General features: G+C 62.1%; 17 protein-coding genes and 1 pseudogene. 10 read left to right on the top strand and 8 right to left on the bottom strand.

Annotated features, from left to right (window positions below; all coding sequences use genetic code 11):
* Window positions 1-203: 203 nt before the first annotated feature.
* Together LOY37_RS26490 and LOY37_RS26485 are read left to right on the top strand one after the other, a co-directional pair.
* Window positions 204-725 (top strand): disulfide bond formation protein B, encoded by a 522-nt coding sequence (locus tag LOY37_RS26490; RefSeq protein ID WP_045201012.1) that lies wholly within the window; start codon window positions 204-206, stop codon window positions 723-725.
* Between the two features lie 227 nt (window positions 726-952).
* Entirely contained in the window at window positions 953-1,423 is a 471-nt protein-coding gene (locus LOY37_RS26485) for an Rsd/AlgQ family anti-sigma factor (RefSeq protein ID WP_045201014.1), read from the top strand.
* A gap of 15 nt (window positions 1,424-1,438) precedes the next feature.
* On the opposite strand, the gene LOY37_RS26480 is transcribed toward LOY37_RS26485, so the two are convergent.
* A complete protein-coding gene (locus tag LOY37_RS26480; protein WP_258716048.1) occupies window positions 1,439-2,104 on the bottom strand; it encodes an FKBP-type peptidyl-prolyl cis-trans isomerase in 666 nt (221 codons plus the stop codon).
* A gap of 226 nt (window positions 2,105-2,330) precedes the next feature.
* Here LOY37_RS26480 and LOY37_RS26475 point away from each other — a divergent pair, with 226 nt between their 5' ends.
* On the top strand, window positions 2,331-3,419 hold the full coding sequence (locus LOY37_RS26475) for an AlgP family protein (RefSeq protein WP_258716047.1): 1,089 nt from the start codon (window positions 2,331-2,333) through the stop codon (window positions 3,417-3,419).
* Here LOY37_RS26475 and LOY37_RS26470 read toward each other — a convergent pair.
* The gene (locus LOY37_RS26470) at window positions 3,395-3,877 is read right to left on the bottom strand and encodes a TIGR02444 family protein (protein ID WP_258716046.1); all 483 of its coding nucleotides are present in this window, start codon (window positions 3,875-3,877) and stop codon (window positions 3,395-3,397) included. The genes LOY37_RS26475 and LOY37_RS26470 overlap by 25 nt on opposite strands.
* Window positions 3,878-3,927: 50 nt before the next feature.
* Between LOY37_RS26470 and LOY37_RS26465 the strand changes: the two genes are divergently transcribed.
* From LOY37_RS26465 to LOY37_RS26455, 3 genes are all read left to right on the top strand, one after another.
* The gene (locus LOY37_RS26465) at window positions 3,928-5,838 is read left to right on the top strand and encodes an ATP-binding cassette domain-containing protein (protein WP_195885294.1); all 1,911 of its coding nucleotides are present in this window, start codon (window positions 3,928-3,930) and stop codon (window positions 5,836-5,838) included.
* Window positions 5,838-6,425 carry a mechanosensitive ion channel family protein gene (locus LOY37_RS26460; RefSeq protein ID WP_045201021.1) on the top strand — a complete coding sequence of 196 codons (588 nt, stop codon included), beginning with the start codon at window positions 5,838-5,840 and terminating at the stop codon, window positions 6,423-6,425. The genes LOY37_RS26465 and LOY37_RS26460 overlap by 1 nt, the downstream gene beginning before the upstream one ends.
* Window positions 6,426-6,507: 82 nt before the next feature.
* Complete coding sequence (locus tag LOY37_RS26455) at window positions 6,508-7,140, top strand: LysE family transporter (RefSeq protein WP_045201023.1); 633 nt, start codon at window positions 6,508-6,510, stop codon at window positions 7,138-7,140.
* Between the two features lie 51 nt (window positions 7,141-7,191).
* Here the strand turns inward: LOY37_RS26455 and LOY37_RS26450 are convergent, their stop codons facing one another.
* From LOY37_RS26450 to LOY37_RS26435, 4 genes are read right to left on the bottom strand one after another with little or no spacing between them, the layout of a single operon-like run.
* Window positions 7,192-7,932 carry a hypothetical protein gene (locus tag LOY37_RS26450; protein WP_045201024.1) on the bottom strand — a complete coding sequence of 247 codons (741 nt, stop codon included), beginning with the start codon at window positions 7,930-7,932 and terminating at the stop codon, window positions 7,192-7,194.
* 3 nt (window positions 7,933-7,935) lie between these two features.
* Window positions 7,936-8,523, bottom strand: a complete 588-nt coding sequence (lpoB, locus tag LOY37_RS26445) for a penicillin-binding protein activator LpoB (protein ID WP_045201026.1) — start codon at window positions 8,521-8,523, stop codon at window positions 7,936-7,938.
* A 24-nt stretch (window positions 8,524-8,547) separates the two neighbouring features.
* Window positions 8,548-8,919 carry a YcfL family protein gene (locus tag LOY37_RS26440; protein ID WP_045201027.1) on the bottom strand — a complete coding sequence of 124 codons (372 nt, stop codon included), beginning with the start codon at window positions 8,917-8,919 and terminating at the stop codon, window positions 8,548-8,550.
* 9 nt (window positions 8,920-8,928) lie between these two features.
* Complete coding sequence (locus tag LOY37_RS26435; RefSeq protein ID WP_045201029.1) at window positions 8,929-10,326, bottom strand: COG3014 family protein; 1,398 nt, start codon at window positions 10,324-10,326, stop codon at window positions 8,929-8,931.
* A gap of 344 nt (window positions 10,327-10,670) precedes the next feature.
* On the opposite strand from LOY37_RS26435, the gene LOY37_RS26430 reads away from it, so the two are divergent.
* Window positions 10,671-12,569 carry a cytochrome c/FTR1 family iron permease gene (locus LOY37_RS26430; RefSeq protein ID WP_258716045.1) on the top strand — a complete coding sequence of 633 codons (1,899 nt, stop codon included), beginning with the start codon at window positions 10,671-10,673 and terminating at the stop codon, window positions 12,567-12,569.
* Window positions 12,570-12,628: 59 nt separating this feature from the next.
* A complete protein-coding gene (locus LOY37_RS26425) occupies window positions 12,629-13,096 on the top strand; it encodes a YaiI/YqxD family protein (protein ID WP_038998109.1) in 468 nt (155 codons plus the stop codon).
* Window positions 13,097-13,183: 87 nt separating this feature from the next.
* Here the strand turns inward: LOY37_RS26425 and elbB are convergent, their stop codons facing one another.
* Window positions 13,184-13,852, bottom strand: coding sequence for an isoprenoid biosynthesis glyoxalase ElbB (gene elbB / locus LOY37_RS26420; RefSeq protein ID WP_258716044.1), 669 nt, complete (start codon window positions 13,850-13,852; stop codon window positions 13,184-13,186).
* Between the two features lie 102 nt (window positions 13,853-13,954).
* On the opposite strand from elbB, the pseudogene LOY37_RS26415 reads away from it, so the two are divergent.
* Window positions 13,955-14,593 (top strand): annotated as a pseudogene (locus LOY37_RS26415) (sterol desaturase family protein); the annotation flags it as partial.
* 501 nt (window positions 14,594-15,094) lie between these two features.
* On the opposite strand, the gene LOY37_RS26410 reads toward LOY37_RS26415, so the two are convergent.
* On the bottom strand, window positions 15,095-15,739 hold the full coding sequence (locus LOY37_RS26410) for a DedA family protein (RefSeq protein ID WP_082075496.1): 645 nt from the start codon (window positions 15,737-15,739) through the stop codon (window positions 15,095-15,097).
* Window positions 15,740-15,946: 207 nt separating this feature from the next.
* Here LOY37_RS26410 and hemB point away from each other — a divergent pair, with 207 nt between their 5' ends.
* Entirely contained in the window at window positions 15,947-16,957 is a 1,011-nt protein-coding gene (gene hemB, locus LOY37_RS26405) for a porphobilinogen synthase (protein ID WP_045201037.1), read from the top strand.

Below are 16,957 nucleotides of genomic sequence, written 5' to 3'. Positions count from 1 at the left end.
GCGCGAAAAAACGCGTGCCCATGGGCTCGAGCAAATCTCCTGCTTTAGCCGGTAATTTTTCCTTCAGATGCCCAGCTATCTTTCTTGCTTAGTTCGGGATACTTCCCTTGTCGTTCAGGGACGTGTCCCGGCTGTCTTGCCTTGATACAAGCCGCGCCTTTCCTCTACCGTTGTCGCCTGTCCATCGCGCTCCTGGATTCGCCATGTCGTTGGCCCGCTTGCGTTCACTGTTCTTCCCGGCGTTGCTGGCATCGGTACTGGTCCAGGCTGCCGCCTATTACCTGGAATTCGGCATGGGCCTGGTGCCTTGCCCGCTGTGCTACAGCCAACGTTTGTTTTTGGGCGCCTTTGCTCTGGTTTGCCTGTGCGCGGTAGTGCATTCCCCAGGGCGTCTGGGCACCCGCATCTATGCCGCGCTGGCGTTGTTCTTCGCCACCGGCGGGGCACTGTTGGCCGCCCGGCATGTCTGGCTGCAAGGCAATCCGGCGCTCTCGAGCATCGAATGCGAACCGGCTTTTGACTATGTCCTCGAAAGCATGCCAATGCTTCAGGTCGTCAAGGCAATGATCATCGGCAGCCCGGATTGCGTGCCAATCACCTGGAGTTTCCTCGACCTGACCATCCCTGAGTGGAGCCTTTTGTCGTTCGTCTTGCTGGCAACCCTGCCGACCTGTCGCCTGCTCGGGCGCACCCGTCCACTGTTCAGTCGCTCGGTAAAAAACTGAGGCGAAGTTTTTCACTGTGCAAGCGACCGGCGGCAAAGGATGGGCGGATTAAACACTTGTATGAACTTTGTCGCGTGCGTACCTTGAAGGCTAGGGCGCACGGGAATAATCTCCCTGCACGCATACCGAAAACACAGCTGCTCGATGCCGCTCTGCTGACTTCACCTTTGCTCTGCACATTTGCGGCGCGGGGGCAGGGGGCATTACCCAGAAGGGAAGAGATCGCCATGCTAGATAGTTGTCAGAATGCTCAGGAACGCTGGGGTGGGGTCCATAAACTCATTGACCGCTGGTTGGATGAGCGTGCAGAGCTGGTGACGGCTTTCCGCGAGCTGCGTGATGCCAAACCGGCCTTTGCCGACAAGGACAAGAGCCGGGACTTCTGTGCGGTACTGGTCGACTACGTGTCAGCCTGGCATTTCGAAGTGAGCGAGCAACTGGTCAGCGAAGCCAAGGCGTTTGGCGATACTCGCGGGCTCGAGCTAGCCAAGCAGATCAGCCCGCGCATTGATGCAATTACCGAAATCGCGTCGGCCTTCAACGATCATTGCGACAAGGGCGACTGCAATGACTCTGAGCGCTTCGCGAAAAAGCTTCGCGAGCTGGGCAGTTTGCTGCACGAGCGTTTCGAACTCGAAGACTGCCTGATCGAAGTGCTGCACACCGCGCACAGCGAAGAAGGCGCAGTCCAGGCTTGAGGGTGCTGCCGACCTTCAGTCGGCAACCCCAAGCAACTCGATCTCGAACACCAGCGGCGTATAGGGCGCAATCAGGTCGCCCGCGCCTTCGGCACCGTAAGCCTGTGCCGAAGGAATCACCAGCCGCCATTTCGACCCGCTCGCCATCTGTGGCAATGCCACTTGCCAGCCCTCGATCACACTGTCCAGATTGAACCATTGCGGCTGCTGGTTCTGATCGAACACCGTGCCATCCGGCAACTTGCCAACATAGCGAACCTGGACTTTGCCGCCGGCTTTTGGCTTGCTGCCAGTACCGGCCTGCAACTCGTTCACGAGTATCCCTTCAGCCAGTTCACGCACTCCGGCCCGGGCCCGTTCAGTGGCCAGGAATCGTTTTTCCGCGCTCAGCAATTGTTCGCTTTGTGCTTGAACTGCAGCTTGGTTGGCCTGGGCATCATGTTCGCTGAGTATTGCCGCCATGCGTTCTTGGCTCAGGGCCAATGGCTTGTTCTGATAAGCCTGGCGCAAGCCATCGATCAAGGCATCGAGTTGCAGGCCGGGAACTTCCGTGCGCAGGCGCTCGCCCAGGCTGGCACCCAGGCTGTAAGCCAGGTCATGGTCGCTGGCGGGTTTAGTATCAGGCGCTGCAATTAACGCTGTTGGCAACAGCAACAGGGTAAGGACTAGATAACGCGGCACAGGCTCGCTCCTGCTTCAGAGGAAATAAAGTATGCCAGCCTTCGCTCGTCACTTCGTGTAAATATCAGCAACACTTTGTGCAGCATCTACACTTGTTTCCAGCTGCAGCGATAACAACTTTGCCCAGGCATGCAACGCGGCGCATTTAATACTGTCAACATGCCCTAGCGGCGGTAGCAGCAGAAGCATAGTATGAGCCGCAATCTCGTCAGCCAGGAGGTAAACCATGTCGGCCAATAAGAAGCCAGTAAGTACGCCGTTGCACCTGCTCCAGCAACTCTCGGGCAGCCTGCTCGATCATTTGGAAAATGCCTGCTCGCAAGCGCTGGCTGATGCTGAAAAACTACTCGCCAAGTTGGAAAAACAACGTGGCAAGGCCCAGGAAAAACTGCACAAGTCGCGGCTGAAACTGCAGGACGCTGCCAAGGCTGGCAAAGCCAAGGCGCAGAAAAAAGCCAAGGACGGGGTGAGTGAACTGGAAGGTTTGCTCGACTCGCTGAAAGACCGCCAAACGCAAACCCGCACCTACATCCTGCAGCTCAAGCGTGACGCTCAGGAAAGCCTGAAACTGGCCCAGGGCGTTGGCAAGGTCAAGGAAGCTGCCGCCAAGGCATTGAGCGTGCGTTCGGCCAAACCTGCTGTTGCAGCAGCCAAGCCCGCAGCAAAACCTGCCGCCAAAGCACCGGCCAAACCTGCGGCGAAAACCGCAGCAGCCAAACCCGCAACCAAGCCAGCGGCTAAACCTGTGGCCAAAGCGCCAGCCAAGCCAGCGGCGAAAACCGCAGCGGCTAAACCTGCCGCCAAGCCAGCGGCCAAACCAGCAGCGGCGAAAGCACCTGCCAAGCCTGCAGCAAAAACTGCAGCAGCCAAGCCTGCCGCCGCTAAAGCCCCGGCTAAACCTGCGGCTAAACCTGCGGCAAAAACCGCAGCTGCCAAGCCAGCAGCCAAACCTGCGGCTAAAGCGCCAGCCAAGCCAGCGGCTAAAACCGCAGCGGCCAAGCCTGCCGCCAAGCCAGCGGCCAAACCAGCAGCGGCGAAAGCACCTGCCAAGCCTGCAGCCAAACCAGCAGCGGCAAAACCTGCAGCCAAGCCGGCCGCTAAACCTGCCGCAGCTAAAGCGCCGGCCAAACCCGTTGCCAAACCGGCAGCCACTAAACCTGCAGCCAGGCCAGCCGCTGCCAAGCCAGCTCAGCCTGTAGCTGCCAAGCCTGCTACTCCAGCAGCGCCTGCAGCACCCGCTGCTTCTGCACCGGCAACCACAGCGCCAGCAGCTTCGGTAGCATCGACCACTCAGACCCCGTCTTCGGCGTCCTGAGTCGTCAGCATCACGGCGCGCAGCCTTTGCAGCGCGTCGTGATGCGCACCGGCGCCTTCGGGTGCCAGCCAGCCTATCCAGTCCACTTCGGCTTCGGGCGTTGCTGCCCAGTCTTTGCAGGCCGTCTCCAGGCGCTCCAGCAGGATGCGTTCTGCCGCTAACTCCAGGCCTTTTACCTGCTCGCGCAATACCGCCAGTTGCGCATCCTTGGCTGCTTCGTCACGCCAGGATTGGCGCAGTGCGCGCAACGGTTTCACCACCTTGGTTTGCCAAGCCTCGGCGAGTTCCTTGAGTTGTTTAACCCGTTGTTCGTTCGCTGCAATACCGCGTGCGCCGAGCCACACGCCGCACAGCAGCAGGCAGACGTCGCCACCCCGGGCCTGCCATTGCAGGCAGGCGGCTTCTACGCCCGGTCGAGCGTAGAGCTTCAGGGCAAAATTCCACAGGTCGGTGTGCATGGTCCCACTCGCGCCAGTTGCCGACGAAGCTGGTAGACTCCGCGGCCATTATGATCAGACTATCGAACCTCACTTTACAGCGTGGTCCACAGCGCCTGCTAGAAGGCGCCGAGATGACCCTGCACGCCGGCCAGAAAGCCGGCCTGATCGGTGCCAACGGCGCCGGTAAATCCAGCCTGTTCGCCTTGCTGCGCGGTGAGCTGACGCCCGACTCCGGCGACTGCCAGCTGCCTGGCGACTGGCGCATCGCGCACATGCGCCAGGAGGTCGACACCCTCGAGCGCCTGGCGGTCGACTATGTGCTCGACGGCGATGCCCGCCTGCGCAAGGTCCAGGCCGACCTGGCTGCGGCCGAAGCTGCCCACGACGGCACTGCGTTGGCACGCCTGCATATCGAGCTCGACAGCGCCGACGGCTATACCGCCGATGCGCGGGCGCGCAAGCTGCTGGCAGGCCTGGGGTTTACCAACGAGCAGATGGACCGCCGGGTCGGCGACTTCTCTGGTGGCTGGCGGATGCGCCTGAACCTGGCCCAGGCCCTGATGTGCCCGTCTGACCTGTTGCTGCTCGACGAACCGACCAACCACCTGGATCTGGACGCCATCCTCTGGCTCGAAGACTGGCTCAAGGGCTATCCGGGCACGCTGCTGCTGATCTCCCACGACCGTGACTTCCTCGATGCCGTGGTCGATCACGTCGCCCATGTCGAGCAGTGCAAGCTGACCCTCTACCGTGGTGGCTACACCGCGTTCGAGCGCACCCGTGCCGAACGCCTGGCGCAGCAGCAACAAGCCTACGAGAAACAGCAGGCGCAGCGCGCGCACATGGAAAAGTACATCGCCCGGTTCAAGGCCCAGGCCACCAAGGCCCGTCAGGCGCAGAGCCGGATCAAGGCCCTGGAGCGCATGGAGGAGCTGTCGGCGGCGCATGTCGATTCGCCGTTCGACTTCGTTTTCCGCGAGTCGGAGAAAATCTCCAGCCCGCTGCTCGACCTGTCCGAAGCCCGCCTGGGCTATGGCGACAAGACCATCCTCGAGAAGGTCAAGTTGCAGCTCACCCCGGGGGCGCGGATCGGCCTGCTCGGTCCCAACGGCGCGGGCAAGTCGACCCTGATCAAGAACCTCGCCGGCGAACTGGAGCCGCTCAGCGGGCGCCTGGTACGCGGCGAGAACCTCTCGGTTGGCTACTTCGCCCAGCACCAGCTCGACTCGCTGGACAACAAGGCCAGCCCGTTGCTGCACCTGCAGCGCCTGGCGCCGACCGAGCGCGAGCAGACCTTGCGAGACTTCCTGGGTGGATTCGATTTCCGCGGCGCGCGCATCGACGAGCCGGTGGTGAATTTCTCCGGCGGCGAAAAAGCCCGCCTGGCCCTGGCCCTGATCGCCTGGGAGCGGCCGAACCTGTTGCTGCTCGACGAACCGACCAACCACCTGGACCTGGAAATGCGCCTGGCGCTGACCATGGCCCTGCAGGAATTCAGTGGTGCGGTGTTGGTGGTCTCTCACGACCGTCACTTGCTCAAGAGCACCACCGATGACTTCCTGCTGGTCGCCGACGGCAAGGTCGAGACCTTCGACGGTGACCTGGACGACTACACCCGCTGGCTGGTTGAGTACCGTCAACGCAATGCCCCGGTCAGCACTGCGCCGGTCAATGCCGACAAGACCGACAAAAAGGCCCAGCGCCAGGCCGCTGCCGCCCTGCGTCAGCAACTGGCACCGCACAAGCGTGAAGCCGACAAGCTCGAACGCGAGCTGGGCACCGTGCATGAGCAACTGGCCAAGGTTGATGCCAGCCTGGCTGACAGCGCCCTGTATGAAGCCGCGCGCAAGGACGAGTTGCGAGAGCTGTTGGCCCAGCAGGCCAAGCTCAAGGTTCGTGAAGGGGAGCTCGAGGAAGCCTGGATGGCCGCCCTGGAGACCCTCGAGGGCATGCAGGCGGAGCTGGAGGCGTTATCCTGATGGAATCCTTGCAGTTGCCATTGCCGGTGGAATGGATCGCTCCGTTCTGGCTGGGTTTGCAGATCCTGCTGATACTTTCGGCGGCGTTCATCCTGCAGCGCGTGGTTGCCCGTTGCCTCAAGCGCCTGGGCGAGCGCTACCCGTTGCCACCGGAGCTGCTGATGCCGCTGCGTGGTGGCCTGCGCTGGCTGATCATGGGCAGTGCGCTGATCTTCGTGCTCGAGCGCCTGGGGGTTTCCGCCACGGTGCTGTGGACCGCACTGTCCGGGTTCGTGGCGGTTGCCGCAGTGGCGTTCTTCGCCATGTGGAGCGTGCTGTCGAACCTGCTGTGCGCGGTGCTGATCTTTACCGTCGGGCCGTTTCGCATCGGCGATGTGGTGGAACTGGTGGAAACCATCGACAAGCCGGGCGTCAAAGGCCGGGTGGTGGCCATCAACCTGTTGTTCACCACCTTGATCGAACTGCCGGAAGCGGGCGGTGCGCTGGTGCAAGTGCCCAACAGCCAGTTCTTCCAGAAATCGGTGCGGCGCTGGCGCGGTGCCGAAGTGCTGCCGCTGGTGAGCGAGAGCAAAACCCCGGGCAATTGATCGATCGCAGAAAAAATCGTGGTGATTTTTTCGCCACGGCACTAGCTTAGAGGTTTGTAACAAGTTAGTGCCGAGGTGCGCGATGTCATTGGAAACGTGGTTGGCATTTTTTGCCGCTTGCTGGGTGATCAGTCTGTCGCCGGGTGCCGGGGCCATTGCCTCGATGTCCTGCGGCCTGCAATACGGCTTCTGGCGCGGCTACTGGAACGCGCTAGGCCTGCAGCTGGGCCTGGTGCTGCAGATTGCGATCATTGCCGCCGGCGTCGGTGCCATCCTCGCGGCATCGGCCACCGCATTCCAGGTGATCAAATGGTTCGGCGTGGCCTACCTGGTGTACCTGGCGGTCAAACAGTGGCGGGCGCTGCCGGCTGACATCAGCGACGAATCCGCCGTGCGCCCGATCGGCAAGCCGTTGAGCCTGGTGTTCCGTGGCTTTCTGGTCAACGTCAGCAACCCCAAGGCGCTGATCTTCATGCTCGCGGTGCTGCCGCAGTTCATCAATCCGCATGCGGCGCTGGTGCCGCAGTACCTGATCATTGCCGCGACCATGGTCACGGTCGATCTGATGGTCATGGCCGGTTACACCGGGCTTGCGGCCAAAGTGCTGCGCCTGTTGCGTACGCCCCGGCAGCAGCGGCGGATGAACCGCACCTTTGCCGGACTGTTCCTGGGGGCTGCGACCTTGCTGGCGACCATTCGCCGCGCGCCGGTGTAGGAAAACAATCAGCATAAAAAAAGGCGACCCGAAGGTCGCCTTTTTACTTTCTCAACGCAGGATCTGCGCTGGCTCGTCAGGCGGCAGGTTGTTGCGCGCCGGGGTGCGTTCACGCTCCGGCATCGCGCCTACCAGCTGTTCGGCCAGTTGCTTGGCAACGTCCATGCCCAGTTCCTTGGAAACCTCACGTACCACCCGTGGGCGGTTGAGGGTGACCCGAACATCCTGGCTGTTGACCAGCTTGGTGTCCTGGCCCTCACCCATGGCGGTGAACGCCGAGGTGATCTCGTAGGTCTTGGTGTTGATCAGGCTGAAGTCGGCCACCAGGCTCAGGCCGAGGATCGCCGAATAGCTGTTGGTGTTGTCCAGGGAGGTGATATCGCGCTGGAAGTCGATATCCGACAAGGTACCGAACAGCACGTAGTCAGCACCTTTGAAGTTGCCGTTCTTGATGCGGCGGATAACGTCGTAGACGTCAGCCTTGGCATCAGCGGTGTACGGCGTACCCTGGACCAGCTGGAACATCCCGGACTTGAGAATCTCGCCCTTGATGTCGCCGCTGAACTTGCGCAGCTCGGTCTGCTCGATGTAGCTCTCGCTGCTTTCGAACTCGCTGTAGCTCGACGAACCACTGGCGTGGTACATGCTCGCCTGGCTGCTGTTCTGCGCCGAGACCATGTGGATGTACTGCTCCACACGCTCCTGGTAGGCGAGGTCGGTTACTGCGACTTTTGGGGCCGCTTGCACGCTGAACGCGCAAGCCAGGCCCAGAATGCCCATCCATGCACGCATTGCTTAGCGCTCCGTGGTCTTGCGGATTTCTTTCTCGTCCATCCACTCGGCCAGGCCGCTCTCGACGTCGATCAGCTGCAGGCTGAACTTGTAGAACACGTCCTTGTAGTCGCTGCTGCGCTTGACGATCGAGCTGATCGAGCCTTCCAGGCGGTACTTGGCGGCGATCATGTTGCCGGTCTTGGCCACGGTGCCTTTCTTGTACAGGCCGCTCTGGTTCTGCAGCTTGAGCTGGTCAACCTGGCTCTGCATCTGGGTGTTGTCGCTGGCGAAGCGGGCGGTGCCGGACTTCATCAGCTGGGTCTTGATCGACGTGGTGATCTCGCGGGTATCGATGTACTCGCTGGTCTTGTTCTTCACGTCATAGACCTGCACCACCGGGCGACCCTGGAGGATGCCGGACTGGGCCAGCGAGCGGGTCATGGACTCGGCGATCATCTGCAGGTCGGTCGAACCGAACTCGTTGGTCACCAGTTCTACGGCCTTGCTGTCGCCGTAGCCGATGTTCTTGCCGCCCAGGACCGGCGACGGGGTGCTGCAGCCGCTGACCAGGGCAATGGCAATGGCGGCGAGGGAAATGCGTGCAATCATGAAAATGTGCTCCTGCAAAAATGATTACTGAGACTGAACTTCGATACGGAAGTCGGTGGCCTGGGATACCGGGGCAATCGCCGGCAACACGCTGGCCTGCTTGCCATACAGGGTGACGGTCTTCCAGCTCTCTTCATCGGCCACCGGGAAACCGTCGTTGCCCAGCCAGGCGAAGCGGTAGAACAGGGTCTTGTTGCTGCTGCTGGTGTTGTTCAGGGACACCTTGACGGTCAAGAAGCCGTTCTCGCGCGCAACGCGCATCGGGCCGGTCTCGATGTTCTTCAGGTTGCCCATTTTCACCACTTTGCTGGCAGCGCTGCCCGGCTCTGGTGGTGGCGGGGTCGCGCAACCGGCCAGCAAGGCTGTGACGAGAACGGCGAGCAATTTGATACGCATGGCGTTTCCTTAAGGTTGTTTGAGGCTGGCGACGGCCTGGCCAGTGGCTTTTGGTGCCACCTGCAGGGCAGGGCCACCGGCGAAGACCTGGTTGCCGACTACGCGCAGGGTGACCACCTGGAACGGCCGGTCAATCTTCACGCTGACCTGGCTGCCGCCCAGGCTCGAAGGCAGGCTCAACTGGTGTTCGCCCTGACGCAGGCGCACACGGGCTACCTGGGTTTCATCCGGCAGGGTGCGCCAGGTACGGGTGTCGGCACCTTCGGTGATGGTCGAGGCGATACCCAGTGCCAGGCCAGCCAGCGGGTTGGCGTCGTTCAGTTGCTTTTGCGCCACACCACGAGAGATAGCCCGCACGCTGGTGCGCAGGATGATCCCCGGCATGTCGTCACGCAGGGCGCGGCGGGACATGGCAGTGGTGCTGTTGAGTGCGGTCAGCTTCAGCGAGTGGTCGTTGAGGTAGATTTCGCTGAAATGCGCGGTGGAAGTGTCTTCCTTGATCACCGGGAACGACAGCGGGGTGATCACCAGGTTGCCGCTGATCGGCAGCGGCAGCGGGACGCGCACCGAGTCGCGGGCCGGAGCGAGGCCGCTCTGGATCACGATCAGCACATCGCTTTCAGTGGCTTTCGCCGCTGGCTTGTCCAGGTCGAGCAGGGCTTTTTCCAGCAGCGGGGTGTTCGGGCGCAGTTCGGCAGCCTTGCGGTAGCCCGGTGCGGCCAGGCCTTTCTCACCCAGGGCTTCGTAGACATAGCCAGACAGGTAGTGGCTGAACGCACTCTGGTAGCTGTTCTTGAGGCCCACCACTTCTGGCGCGTCGAGGCTGGCGACCGGGTAACCCTGAAGGTCCTTGTACTCGGTCTTGACGCCTTCTTTCTCGGCCTCTTCTTCGCGCTTGAGGTATTCCTTGTCGCGCAGCTCGGCAATCACCGCTTCGCGCTCGTGGGTCTTCTTGATTTCGGTACGGGCGCCGTCGAAGTCGTTCTGGGCCAGCAGGTTGAGGGCCATCTGCGTGGTCAGCATGACTTTTTCGTAGTCATAGCCTTCGTAGCGGCGCACCTTGTCGTTGACCAGGTAGCTGCCGAACTGGCTCAGGTACTTGTCGGTGTCGAGCTTGACCGACTCTTCCCACTTGAACACCACGTCATCGGCACTGCGCCAGGCCAGCTGGCTGCCGGCCAGGTCGCCCTTGGAGCGCAGCAGCTCGCCTTTCTCGAAGTAGTAGAGAAGGTCTTTGTCCTCACCCTTGTTGTTTTTTTCCAGCAGCGCCAGGGCAGCGTCGACGTTGCCGCTGGTCAGGTGCTGGTTGGTTTCCTGAAGTTCGCTGTCATAGCTGCGAAAGGCCGAGCAACCAGCCAGTTGAACGGCCGCGAGCAGTGTCGCGACGGTGAGGACACGGGATGCCATCTGAATTCTTCTTCCCTGAATTGATGAAAAGCCTGGGGGCGAGAAGGCTGTCATCCCTTTGGCAATATCGCCAAATCCTCTTAAAAGAAGAGCCAAAATTCTGATCCGCTATATAGCGGCGCGGCATTATAAACGCATTTGCTGGCTAAATAATGGCGTTGTGCTTTAGGAATTTGCCGTCGTGCCAGCATTCAGCTATCGGCCGACGAACGGTCGTTCTTTAATCGGAAGGTGTCGCAGGGTATTTGTCACAAAATTTTTCAAGGATTCATCTGGCAAGCCTTGAGCGAACGGCAGTGGAAGTGAACAATGCTTTACCTCGTATTTCCATTTGAGAGTCGCTCATGATTCCCCGTTCCCGCTTACTCGCCTGGCTGCTCTGGCCGGTGCTGGCGCTGAGCAGTGCCACGCTGCTGGCCGACAGCCCCGATGGCGCTGCCAAGGCCCTGCACCTGCTCGATTACATCGGTGCCGATTACCCGGCCACCGTCGAGGCGGGCAAGGTAATCGACGACGGCGAATACCGCGAACAGCTCGAATTCCTCGATGTGTTGCAGGGATTGATCGGCGCCTTGCCGGCACGCGCTGAGCGCCAGGCCCTGGAGCAGGGCGTGGCCAACTTGCGTACGGCGGTCAGCCAGCGCCAGGACGGCGCGGTGGTCGCCCGCCAGGCCCGTCAGCTTGGCGCGCAACTGGCGGTGGCCTATGAGGTCAGCCAGGCGCCGATCATTACCCCGGACCCGAGTCGCGGCGCGCCGCTGTATGCCCAGCATTGCTCGGTGTGTCATGGCGACACTGGCGCCGGCGACGGCCCCGCCGGCCTCGGCCTGACCCCGCCGCCGGCCAACCTGCGCAGCCTCGAACGGCTGGATCGCCTGAGCCTGTTCGACCTGTACAACACCCTCGGCCTGGGCATCGAAGGCACCGACATGCCGTCGTTCGCCGACCAGCTCGACGAGCGCCAACGCTGGGACCTGGCGACCTATGTCGCCAGCTTCACTGCCGACCCGGCCAAGGCCAAAGGCGATAAAACCTACAACCTGGCCGACCTGGCCCGTCAGACCCCGGCCGAAATTGAAGCCAGCGAAGGGCCAGAGGCACTCGCCCGGTTCCGCGCCCAGCGTGCGCAACCGCCGCAGGTCCAGCGCGGCCCGGCGCAACTGCTGGACTACACCGCCAGCACCCTGGACAAGAGCCTGGCGGCCTATCAGGCCGGTGATCACGAGCAGGCCTACGACCTGTCGGTAGCGGCCTACCTGGAAGGTTTCGAGCTGGTCGAAAGCTCGCTCGACAACGTCGATGCCAACGTACGCAAGGACACCGAAAAATCCCTGATGGCCTACCGTCAGTCGCTGCAGGACGGCTTGCCGCTTGAGCAGGTGCAGCAACGCCTGGATGCCGCCAAGGCCAAGCTCAAGGACGCCGCCGACCTGCTCGGTGGCGATGGCCTGAGCTGGTCGCTGAGCTACATCTCGGGCTTGCTGATCCTGCTGCGCGAAGGCCTGGAAGCGATTCTGGTGCTGGCGGCGATCCTCGCCTTCCTGCGCAATACCGGCCAGCAATCGGCGGTACGCAGCGTCAACGTCGGCTGGGGCCTGGCCTTGCTGGCCGGGCTGGGTACCTGGGCACTGGCGGCCTATGTAATCGACGTCAGTGGCGCCCAGCGTGAACTGCTCGAAGGCTGCACGGCGCTGTTTGCCAGCGTCATGGTGCTCTGGCTGGGTGTGTGGATGCACGATCGCCGGCACGCGGCGGCCTGGCAGGATTACATCAAGAGCAGCCTGGTCAGTGGTGGCGGGCGCTTTGGTTTTGCCGTGCTGGCGTTTTTCTCGGTGTACCGTGAGCTGTTCGAGGTGATCCTGTTCTACGAAACCCTCTGGCTGCAGGCCGGCCCTGCCGGGCACAACGCGGTACTGGCCGGTGGTGCCACGGCACTGGTGCTGCTGGTGGGCCTGGCCTGGGTGATCCTGCGCGGCTCGGCCAAACTGCCGCTGGCGTTGTTCTTCAGCATCAACGCGGCGCTGCTGTGCGCCTTGTCGGTGGTGTTTGCCGGGCACGGGGTCAAGGCGCTGCAAGAGGCCGGGGTGTTCGGCACCCGGCCGGTGGCGTTCTTCGATTTCGACTGGCTGGGCATTCACGCCGACGCGTATTCACTGGCCGCGCAACTGGTGGCCTTGTTGGCCATTGCCATCCTTTACGGGCGCAGCCGCCTGGCCGAGAAGCGCCGCCAGCCAGCGGGCTGATTTGAAGGCAAACGGGCGAGCAGGGATACTGTTCGCCCGTTTTGTTGGAAATCTGTGCCATGCGTGTGTGGATTGATGCCGACGCCTGCCCCAAGGCGGCCAAGGATCAACTGGTCAAGTTCGCCCTCAAGCGTCAGCTGGAAGTGGTGCTGGTGGCCGGCCAGAGCCAGATCAAGCCGGCTTTTGCCTGCGTCAAGCTGATCGTCGTGCCCAGCGGGCCGGATGCCGCCGACGATTACCTGGTCGAGCACGCCGTGCCCGGCGAACTGGTGATCTGCAGCGACGTGCCGCTGGCCGATCGCCTGGTCAAGAAAGGCGTTGCCTGCCTCGACCCGCGCGGCAAGGAGTTCGACGAGCGCAACATGGGTGAGCGGCTGGCGGTGCGCAACCTGTTCACCGACCTGCGCGAGCAGGGGCAGGTCGGCGGCGGCCAAGCGCCGTATGGCGACCGCGAGAAGCAGGCGTTTGCCAACTCCCTCGACCGCATTCTTACGCGGCTGAGTAGGAGCGGGCTTGCCCCGCGATGAGGTCCGTGATCTCAGCGCATCATGTGGTGCCTGGACGACGACCGCTTCGCGCTCGATCGTGGGGCAAGCCCGCTCCTACAGGGGTGTTCAGTCATTCTCGTGGGTCAGTTCCAGCACCCGGTCGACCAGCTTGTAGATGCCGCCGGCGGCTTCGCTGATGCTTTTTGCCAGCATGTAGGCCGGGGTGCTGACCAGTTTGCGCTGGGTGTCTTCGACGATGTCATGGACATCGCATTCCTCATGAGTGCCGCCCATCTTGACGATGGCCGCGCTGGTGCCGGCATCGCTGCCAATGGTGCAGACGACGCCGGGGCCGTAGATTTTCGCCGCAAGGGCCGGCGAGATGCAGATCAGGCCGACCGGCTTGCCGGCTTCGGCAAAGGCTTCGGCCAGGGCCAGGACGTCCGGGTGCACGCTGCAGTTCGCACCTTCAACGGCAAAGTTCGAAAGGTTTTTCGCCGCGCCAAAGCCGCCCGGCACGATCAGCGCGTCGAAGTCCTTGGCGTCGGCTTCGCGCAGGTCCTTGACCTCGCCGCGAGCGATGCGCGCCGATTCCACCAGCACGTTGCGGGTCTCGGGCATTTCTTCGCCGGTCAGGTGGTCGATCACGTGCATCTGCGCAATGTTCGGCGCAAAGCACTGCACCTGCGCACCGCGCTGGTCCAGGCGCAGCAGGGTGATCACGCTTTCGTGAATTTCGGCGCCGTCATACACGCCACAGCCGGAAAGAATCACAGCAACTTTTTTCTGGGTCATGCTCACTACTCCCGATTCGAGGCGCTAAATGTCCTCTAGTTTGGCAGATGTCGCCATAGGGTTTATGCCATTCCCGGCCTAATCTTGCTGGATAGGCTGGAGATGAAAAGACCCATGGACCTGATCCTCTTGGCGGTACCGTTTTTCATTGTTCTGATCGTTGCCGAGCTGCTCGCCGATCGATTGCGCGGCATGCGGACCTATCGCCTGGCAGATGCCATCAACAGCCTCAGCACCGGCGTGCTGTCGACCACCACCGGCCTGCTGACCAAGGGCGTTGGCCTGGTGACCTATGCGCTGGCCTGGGAACACCTGGCGCTGTTCAAACTGCCGGGCGAAGCCTTGTGGGTGTGGGTACTGGCGTTTGTCGTCTATGACTTTTGCTATTACTGGCTGCACCGTATGGGCCACGAGCGCAACATCCTCTGGGCCGCCCATTCGGTGCATCACCAGAGCGAGGACTACAACCTGTCGACGGCCCTGCGCCAGACCAGCAGCGGCTTCTTGCTGTCGTGGATCTTCTACCTGCCGCTGGCCGTGTTGGGGGTGCCGCCGCTGGTGTTCATCACCGTCGCGGCGCTGAACCTGCTGTACCAGTTCTGGGTGCACACCCGGCACATCCCCAAGCTGGGCTGGCTGGAATGGCTGTTCATTACCCCGTCCAATCATCGCGTCCACCATGCGCAGAACCCTCTGTACTTGGATCGCAACTACGGCGGAGTGTTCATTGTCTGGGATCGTCTGTTCGGCACCTTCCAGGAAGAGGACGACAACGAGCCGGTGATTTTCGGCGTGACCACGCCGCTGGCCAGCTGGAACCCGCTGTGGGCCAACCTGCAGTTCTATGCCCAGTTGTGGAGCGATGCGCGGCATGCCGAGCACTGGTGGGACAAGCTGCGAATCTGGTTCATGCCTACCGGCTGGCGCCCGGATGACGTGGTCAGGAGGTATCCGCAAGCCAAGCAGGACCTGAGCCGCTTCCAGAAATTCGAGGTGCCGCTGGCCTGGCCGCAACAGCTGTATGTGGCGCTGCAGTTCGCGGTGTACGTGGGCTTGGGCAGTTACTTGATGGAGCACGCCGAGCAGTTGTCGGTGGCTGCCCTGGTGCTGGGCTGCGGCTTGATGGTATTTGGCTTGTTCGTGCTTGGCACGGCCCTGGAGAACCGCCCCTGGGCTTTGCGGCTGGAGCTACTGCGCCTGGGGCTGAATGTCCCGGCCATGGTCCTGGCCGGGATGACGGGCTCAGGGCCGGTCACTGCCCTGGCTTGGGTCCTGCTGCTTGGCTACAGCCTGCTCAGCCTTTTCGGCCTCTACGGCAGCCGCTTCCTTGCGCGCAATGCGCGCGGCCTTGAAGCGCCGGCGCAGCCACAGGCAGCCGCCGAGCACCAGCAGGCCGCCGAGCACCCATAGCTCGTATTTCTTCACGTTGCCCAGCAGGCCTTCGAGGATGGCGCCGAAGTGATAGGCGGCGGCGCCCAGGGCCAGGGCCCAGATGGCCGCACCAATACCGTTGAGCAGCAGGTAGCGGCGCGGCGGGTAGCCGGACAAACCGATGGCCACCGGCATCACCGTGCGCAAACCGTAGACGAAGCGAAAACTCAGGACCCAGATGTCCGGATGGCGGCGAATGTGCTCCAGCGCACGGTCGCCCATCATCTGCCAGCGCGGTTTGCGTGCCAGCAACTTGCGCCCGTGACGGCGCCCCATGAAGTACCACAGCTGGTCGCCGGCATAGCTGCCGAAGAAGGCCACCACGACCACCAGGTTGATATCCATGTATCCGCGGAACGCAAGGAAGCCTGCGAGAACCAGGATGGTCTCACCTTCGAAAAACGTGCCGAGAAAAAGGGCAAAGTAGCCGAAATCCTGCAGGAATTGTTGGAGCATTTTCTGGGTGCTGGCGAAATGAACGCGCAGCCTAACCCTTCGTGGCCTTTGGGGAAAGTGTCCAAATGTGTCTCGACGTGAACATTTCCTACAAGGACAATGACTGCGTCCTCAAGTCGCAGGGTTGCCCTTGCCTGTCATACAGGCGTCATAATGGCCGCTTATAACTGTCGCGCTCGCCCGCCTGCGCGGGCTCAGGAGTCTGCCGTGAGCTTTACCCCCGCTAACCGTTTGTTTCCTGCCACCCGTCTGCGTCGCAACCGTCGTGACGACTTCAGCCGTCGTCTGGTTCGCGAAAATGTTCTGACTGTCGATGACCTGATCCTCCCGGTGTTTGTCCTCGATGGCGAAAACCGCCGCGAAGAAGTCGCCTCCATGCCGGGCGTCGAGCGTCTGTCCATCGACCTGTTGCTGGAAGCTGCGCAAGAGTGGGTAAACCTCGGGATTCCAGCCCTGGCGCTGTTCCCGGTCACCCCGGTAGAGAAAAAATCCCTCGACGGCGCTGAAGCCTGGAACCCCGACGGCATCGCCCAGCGCGCCACCCGCGCCCTGCGTGAGCGCTTCCCGGAGCTTGGGGTGATCACCGACGTTGCCCTGGACCCGTTCACCACCCACGGCCAGGACGGTATCCTCGACGAAGAAGGCTACGTTCAGAACGACATCACCGTCGACGCCCTGGTGCGCCAGGCGCTGTCCCACGCCGATGCCGGTGCCCAGGTGGTCGCGCCATCGGACATGATGGACGGGCGCATCCAGGCCATCCGTGAAGCGCTGGAGCTGGCCGGTCACGTCAACGTCCGCATCATGGCCTACTCGGCCAAGTATGCCAGTGCCTACTACGGTCCGTTCCGCGATGCGGTCGGCTCGGCGCTGAACCTGGGCAAGGCCAACAAGGCCTCCTACCAGATGGACCCGGCCAACAGTAACGAGGCCCTGCACGAAGTGGCCGCCGACCTGTCGGAAGGCGCCGATATGGTCATGGTCAAACCGGGCATGCCGTACCTGGATATCCTTCACCGGGTCAAAGACGAATTCAAAGTGCCGACCTTCGTTTACCAGGTCAGCGGCGAGTACGCCATGCACATGGCGGCGATTCAGAACGGCTGGCTCAGTGAAGGGGTTATCCTTGAATCCCTCACCGCTTTCAAACGGGCGGGCGCCGATGGCATCCTCACCTATTTCGCTGTTCGCGCTGCTCAATTGATGAGAGGGCAGTAA

The sequence above is a fragment of the Pseudomonas sp. B21-012 genome (genome assembly GCF_024749305.1).
Lineage (GTDB): Bacteria > Pseudomonadota > Gammaproteobacteria > Pseudomonadales > Pseudomonadaceae > Aquipseudomonas.
Note: the sequence above shows the minus strand (reverse complement) of the source record. Positions and strands in the feature narration are given on the sequence as shown.

Excerpts from the sequence above, each read along its gene's own strand:
- LOY37_RS26490 (WP_045201012.1), top strand. The coding sequence starts at position 204 with ATGTCGTTGGCCCGCTTGCGTTCACTGTTCTTCCCGGCGTTGCTGGCA.
- LOY37_RS26485 (WP_045201014.1), top strand. The coding sequence starts at position 953 with ATGCTAGATAGTTGTCAGAATGCTCAGGAACGCTGGGGTGGGGTCCAT.
- LOY37_RS26475 (WP_258716047.1), top strand. The coding sequence starts at position 2,331 with ATGTCGGCCAATAAGAAGCCAGTAAGTACGCCGTTGCACCTGCTCCAG.
- LOY37_RS26470 (WP_258716046.1), bottom strand. The coding sequence starts at position 3,877 with ATGCACACCGACCTGTGGAATTTTGCCCTGAAGCTCTACGCTCGACCG.
- LOY37_RS26465 (WP_195885294.1), top strand. The coding sequence starts at position 3,928 with ATGATCAGACTATCGAACCTCACTTTACAGCGTGGTCCACAGCGCCTG.
- LOY37_RS26460 (WP_045201021.1), top strand. The coding sequence starts at position 5,838 with ATGGAATCCTTGCAGTTGCCATTGCCGGTGGAATGGATCGCTCCGTTC.
- LOY37_RS26455 (WP_045201023.1), top strand. The coding sequence starts at position 6,508 with ATGTCATTGGAAACGTGGTTGGCATTTTTTGCCGCTTGCTGGGTGATC.
- LOY37_RS26450 (WP_045201024.1), bottom strand. The coding sequence starts at position 7,932 with ATGCGTGCATGGATGGGCATTCTGGGCCTGGCTTGCGCGTTCAGCGTG.
- lpoB (WP_045201026.1), bottom strand. The coding sequence starts at position 8,523 with ATGATTGCACGCATTTCCCTCGCCGCCATTGCCATTGCCCTGGTCAGC.
- LOY37_RS26440 (WP_045201027.1), bottom strand. The coding sequence starts at position 8,919 with ATGCGTATCAAATTGCTCGCCGTTCTCGTCACAGCCTTGCTGGCCGGT.
- LOY37_RS26435 (WP_045201029.1), bottom strand. The coding sequence starts at position 10,326 with ATGGCATCCCGTGTCCTCACCGTCGCGACACTGCTCGCGGCCGTTCAA.
- LOY37_RS26430 (WP_258716045.1), top strand. The coding sequence starts at position 10,671 with ATGATTCCCCGTTCCCGCTTACTCGCCTGGCTGCTCTGGCCGGTGCTG.
- LOY37_RS26425 (WP_038998109.1), top strand. The coding sequence starts at position 12,629 with ATGCGTGTGTGGATTGATGCCGACGCCTGCCCCAAGGCGGCCAAGGAT.
- elbB (WP_258716044.1), bottom strand. The coding sequence starts at position 13,852 with ATGACCCAGAAAAAAGTTGCTGTGATTCTTTCCGGCTGTGGCGTGTAT.
- LOY37_RS26410 (WP_082075496.1), bottom strand. The coding sequence starts at position 15,739 with ATGCTCCAACAATTCCTGCAGGATTTCGGCTACTTTGCCCTTTTTCTC.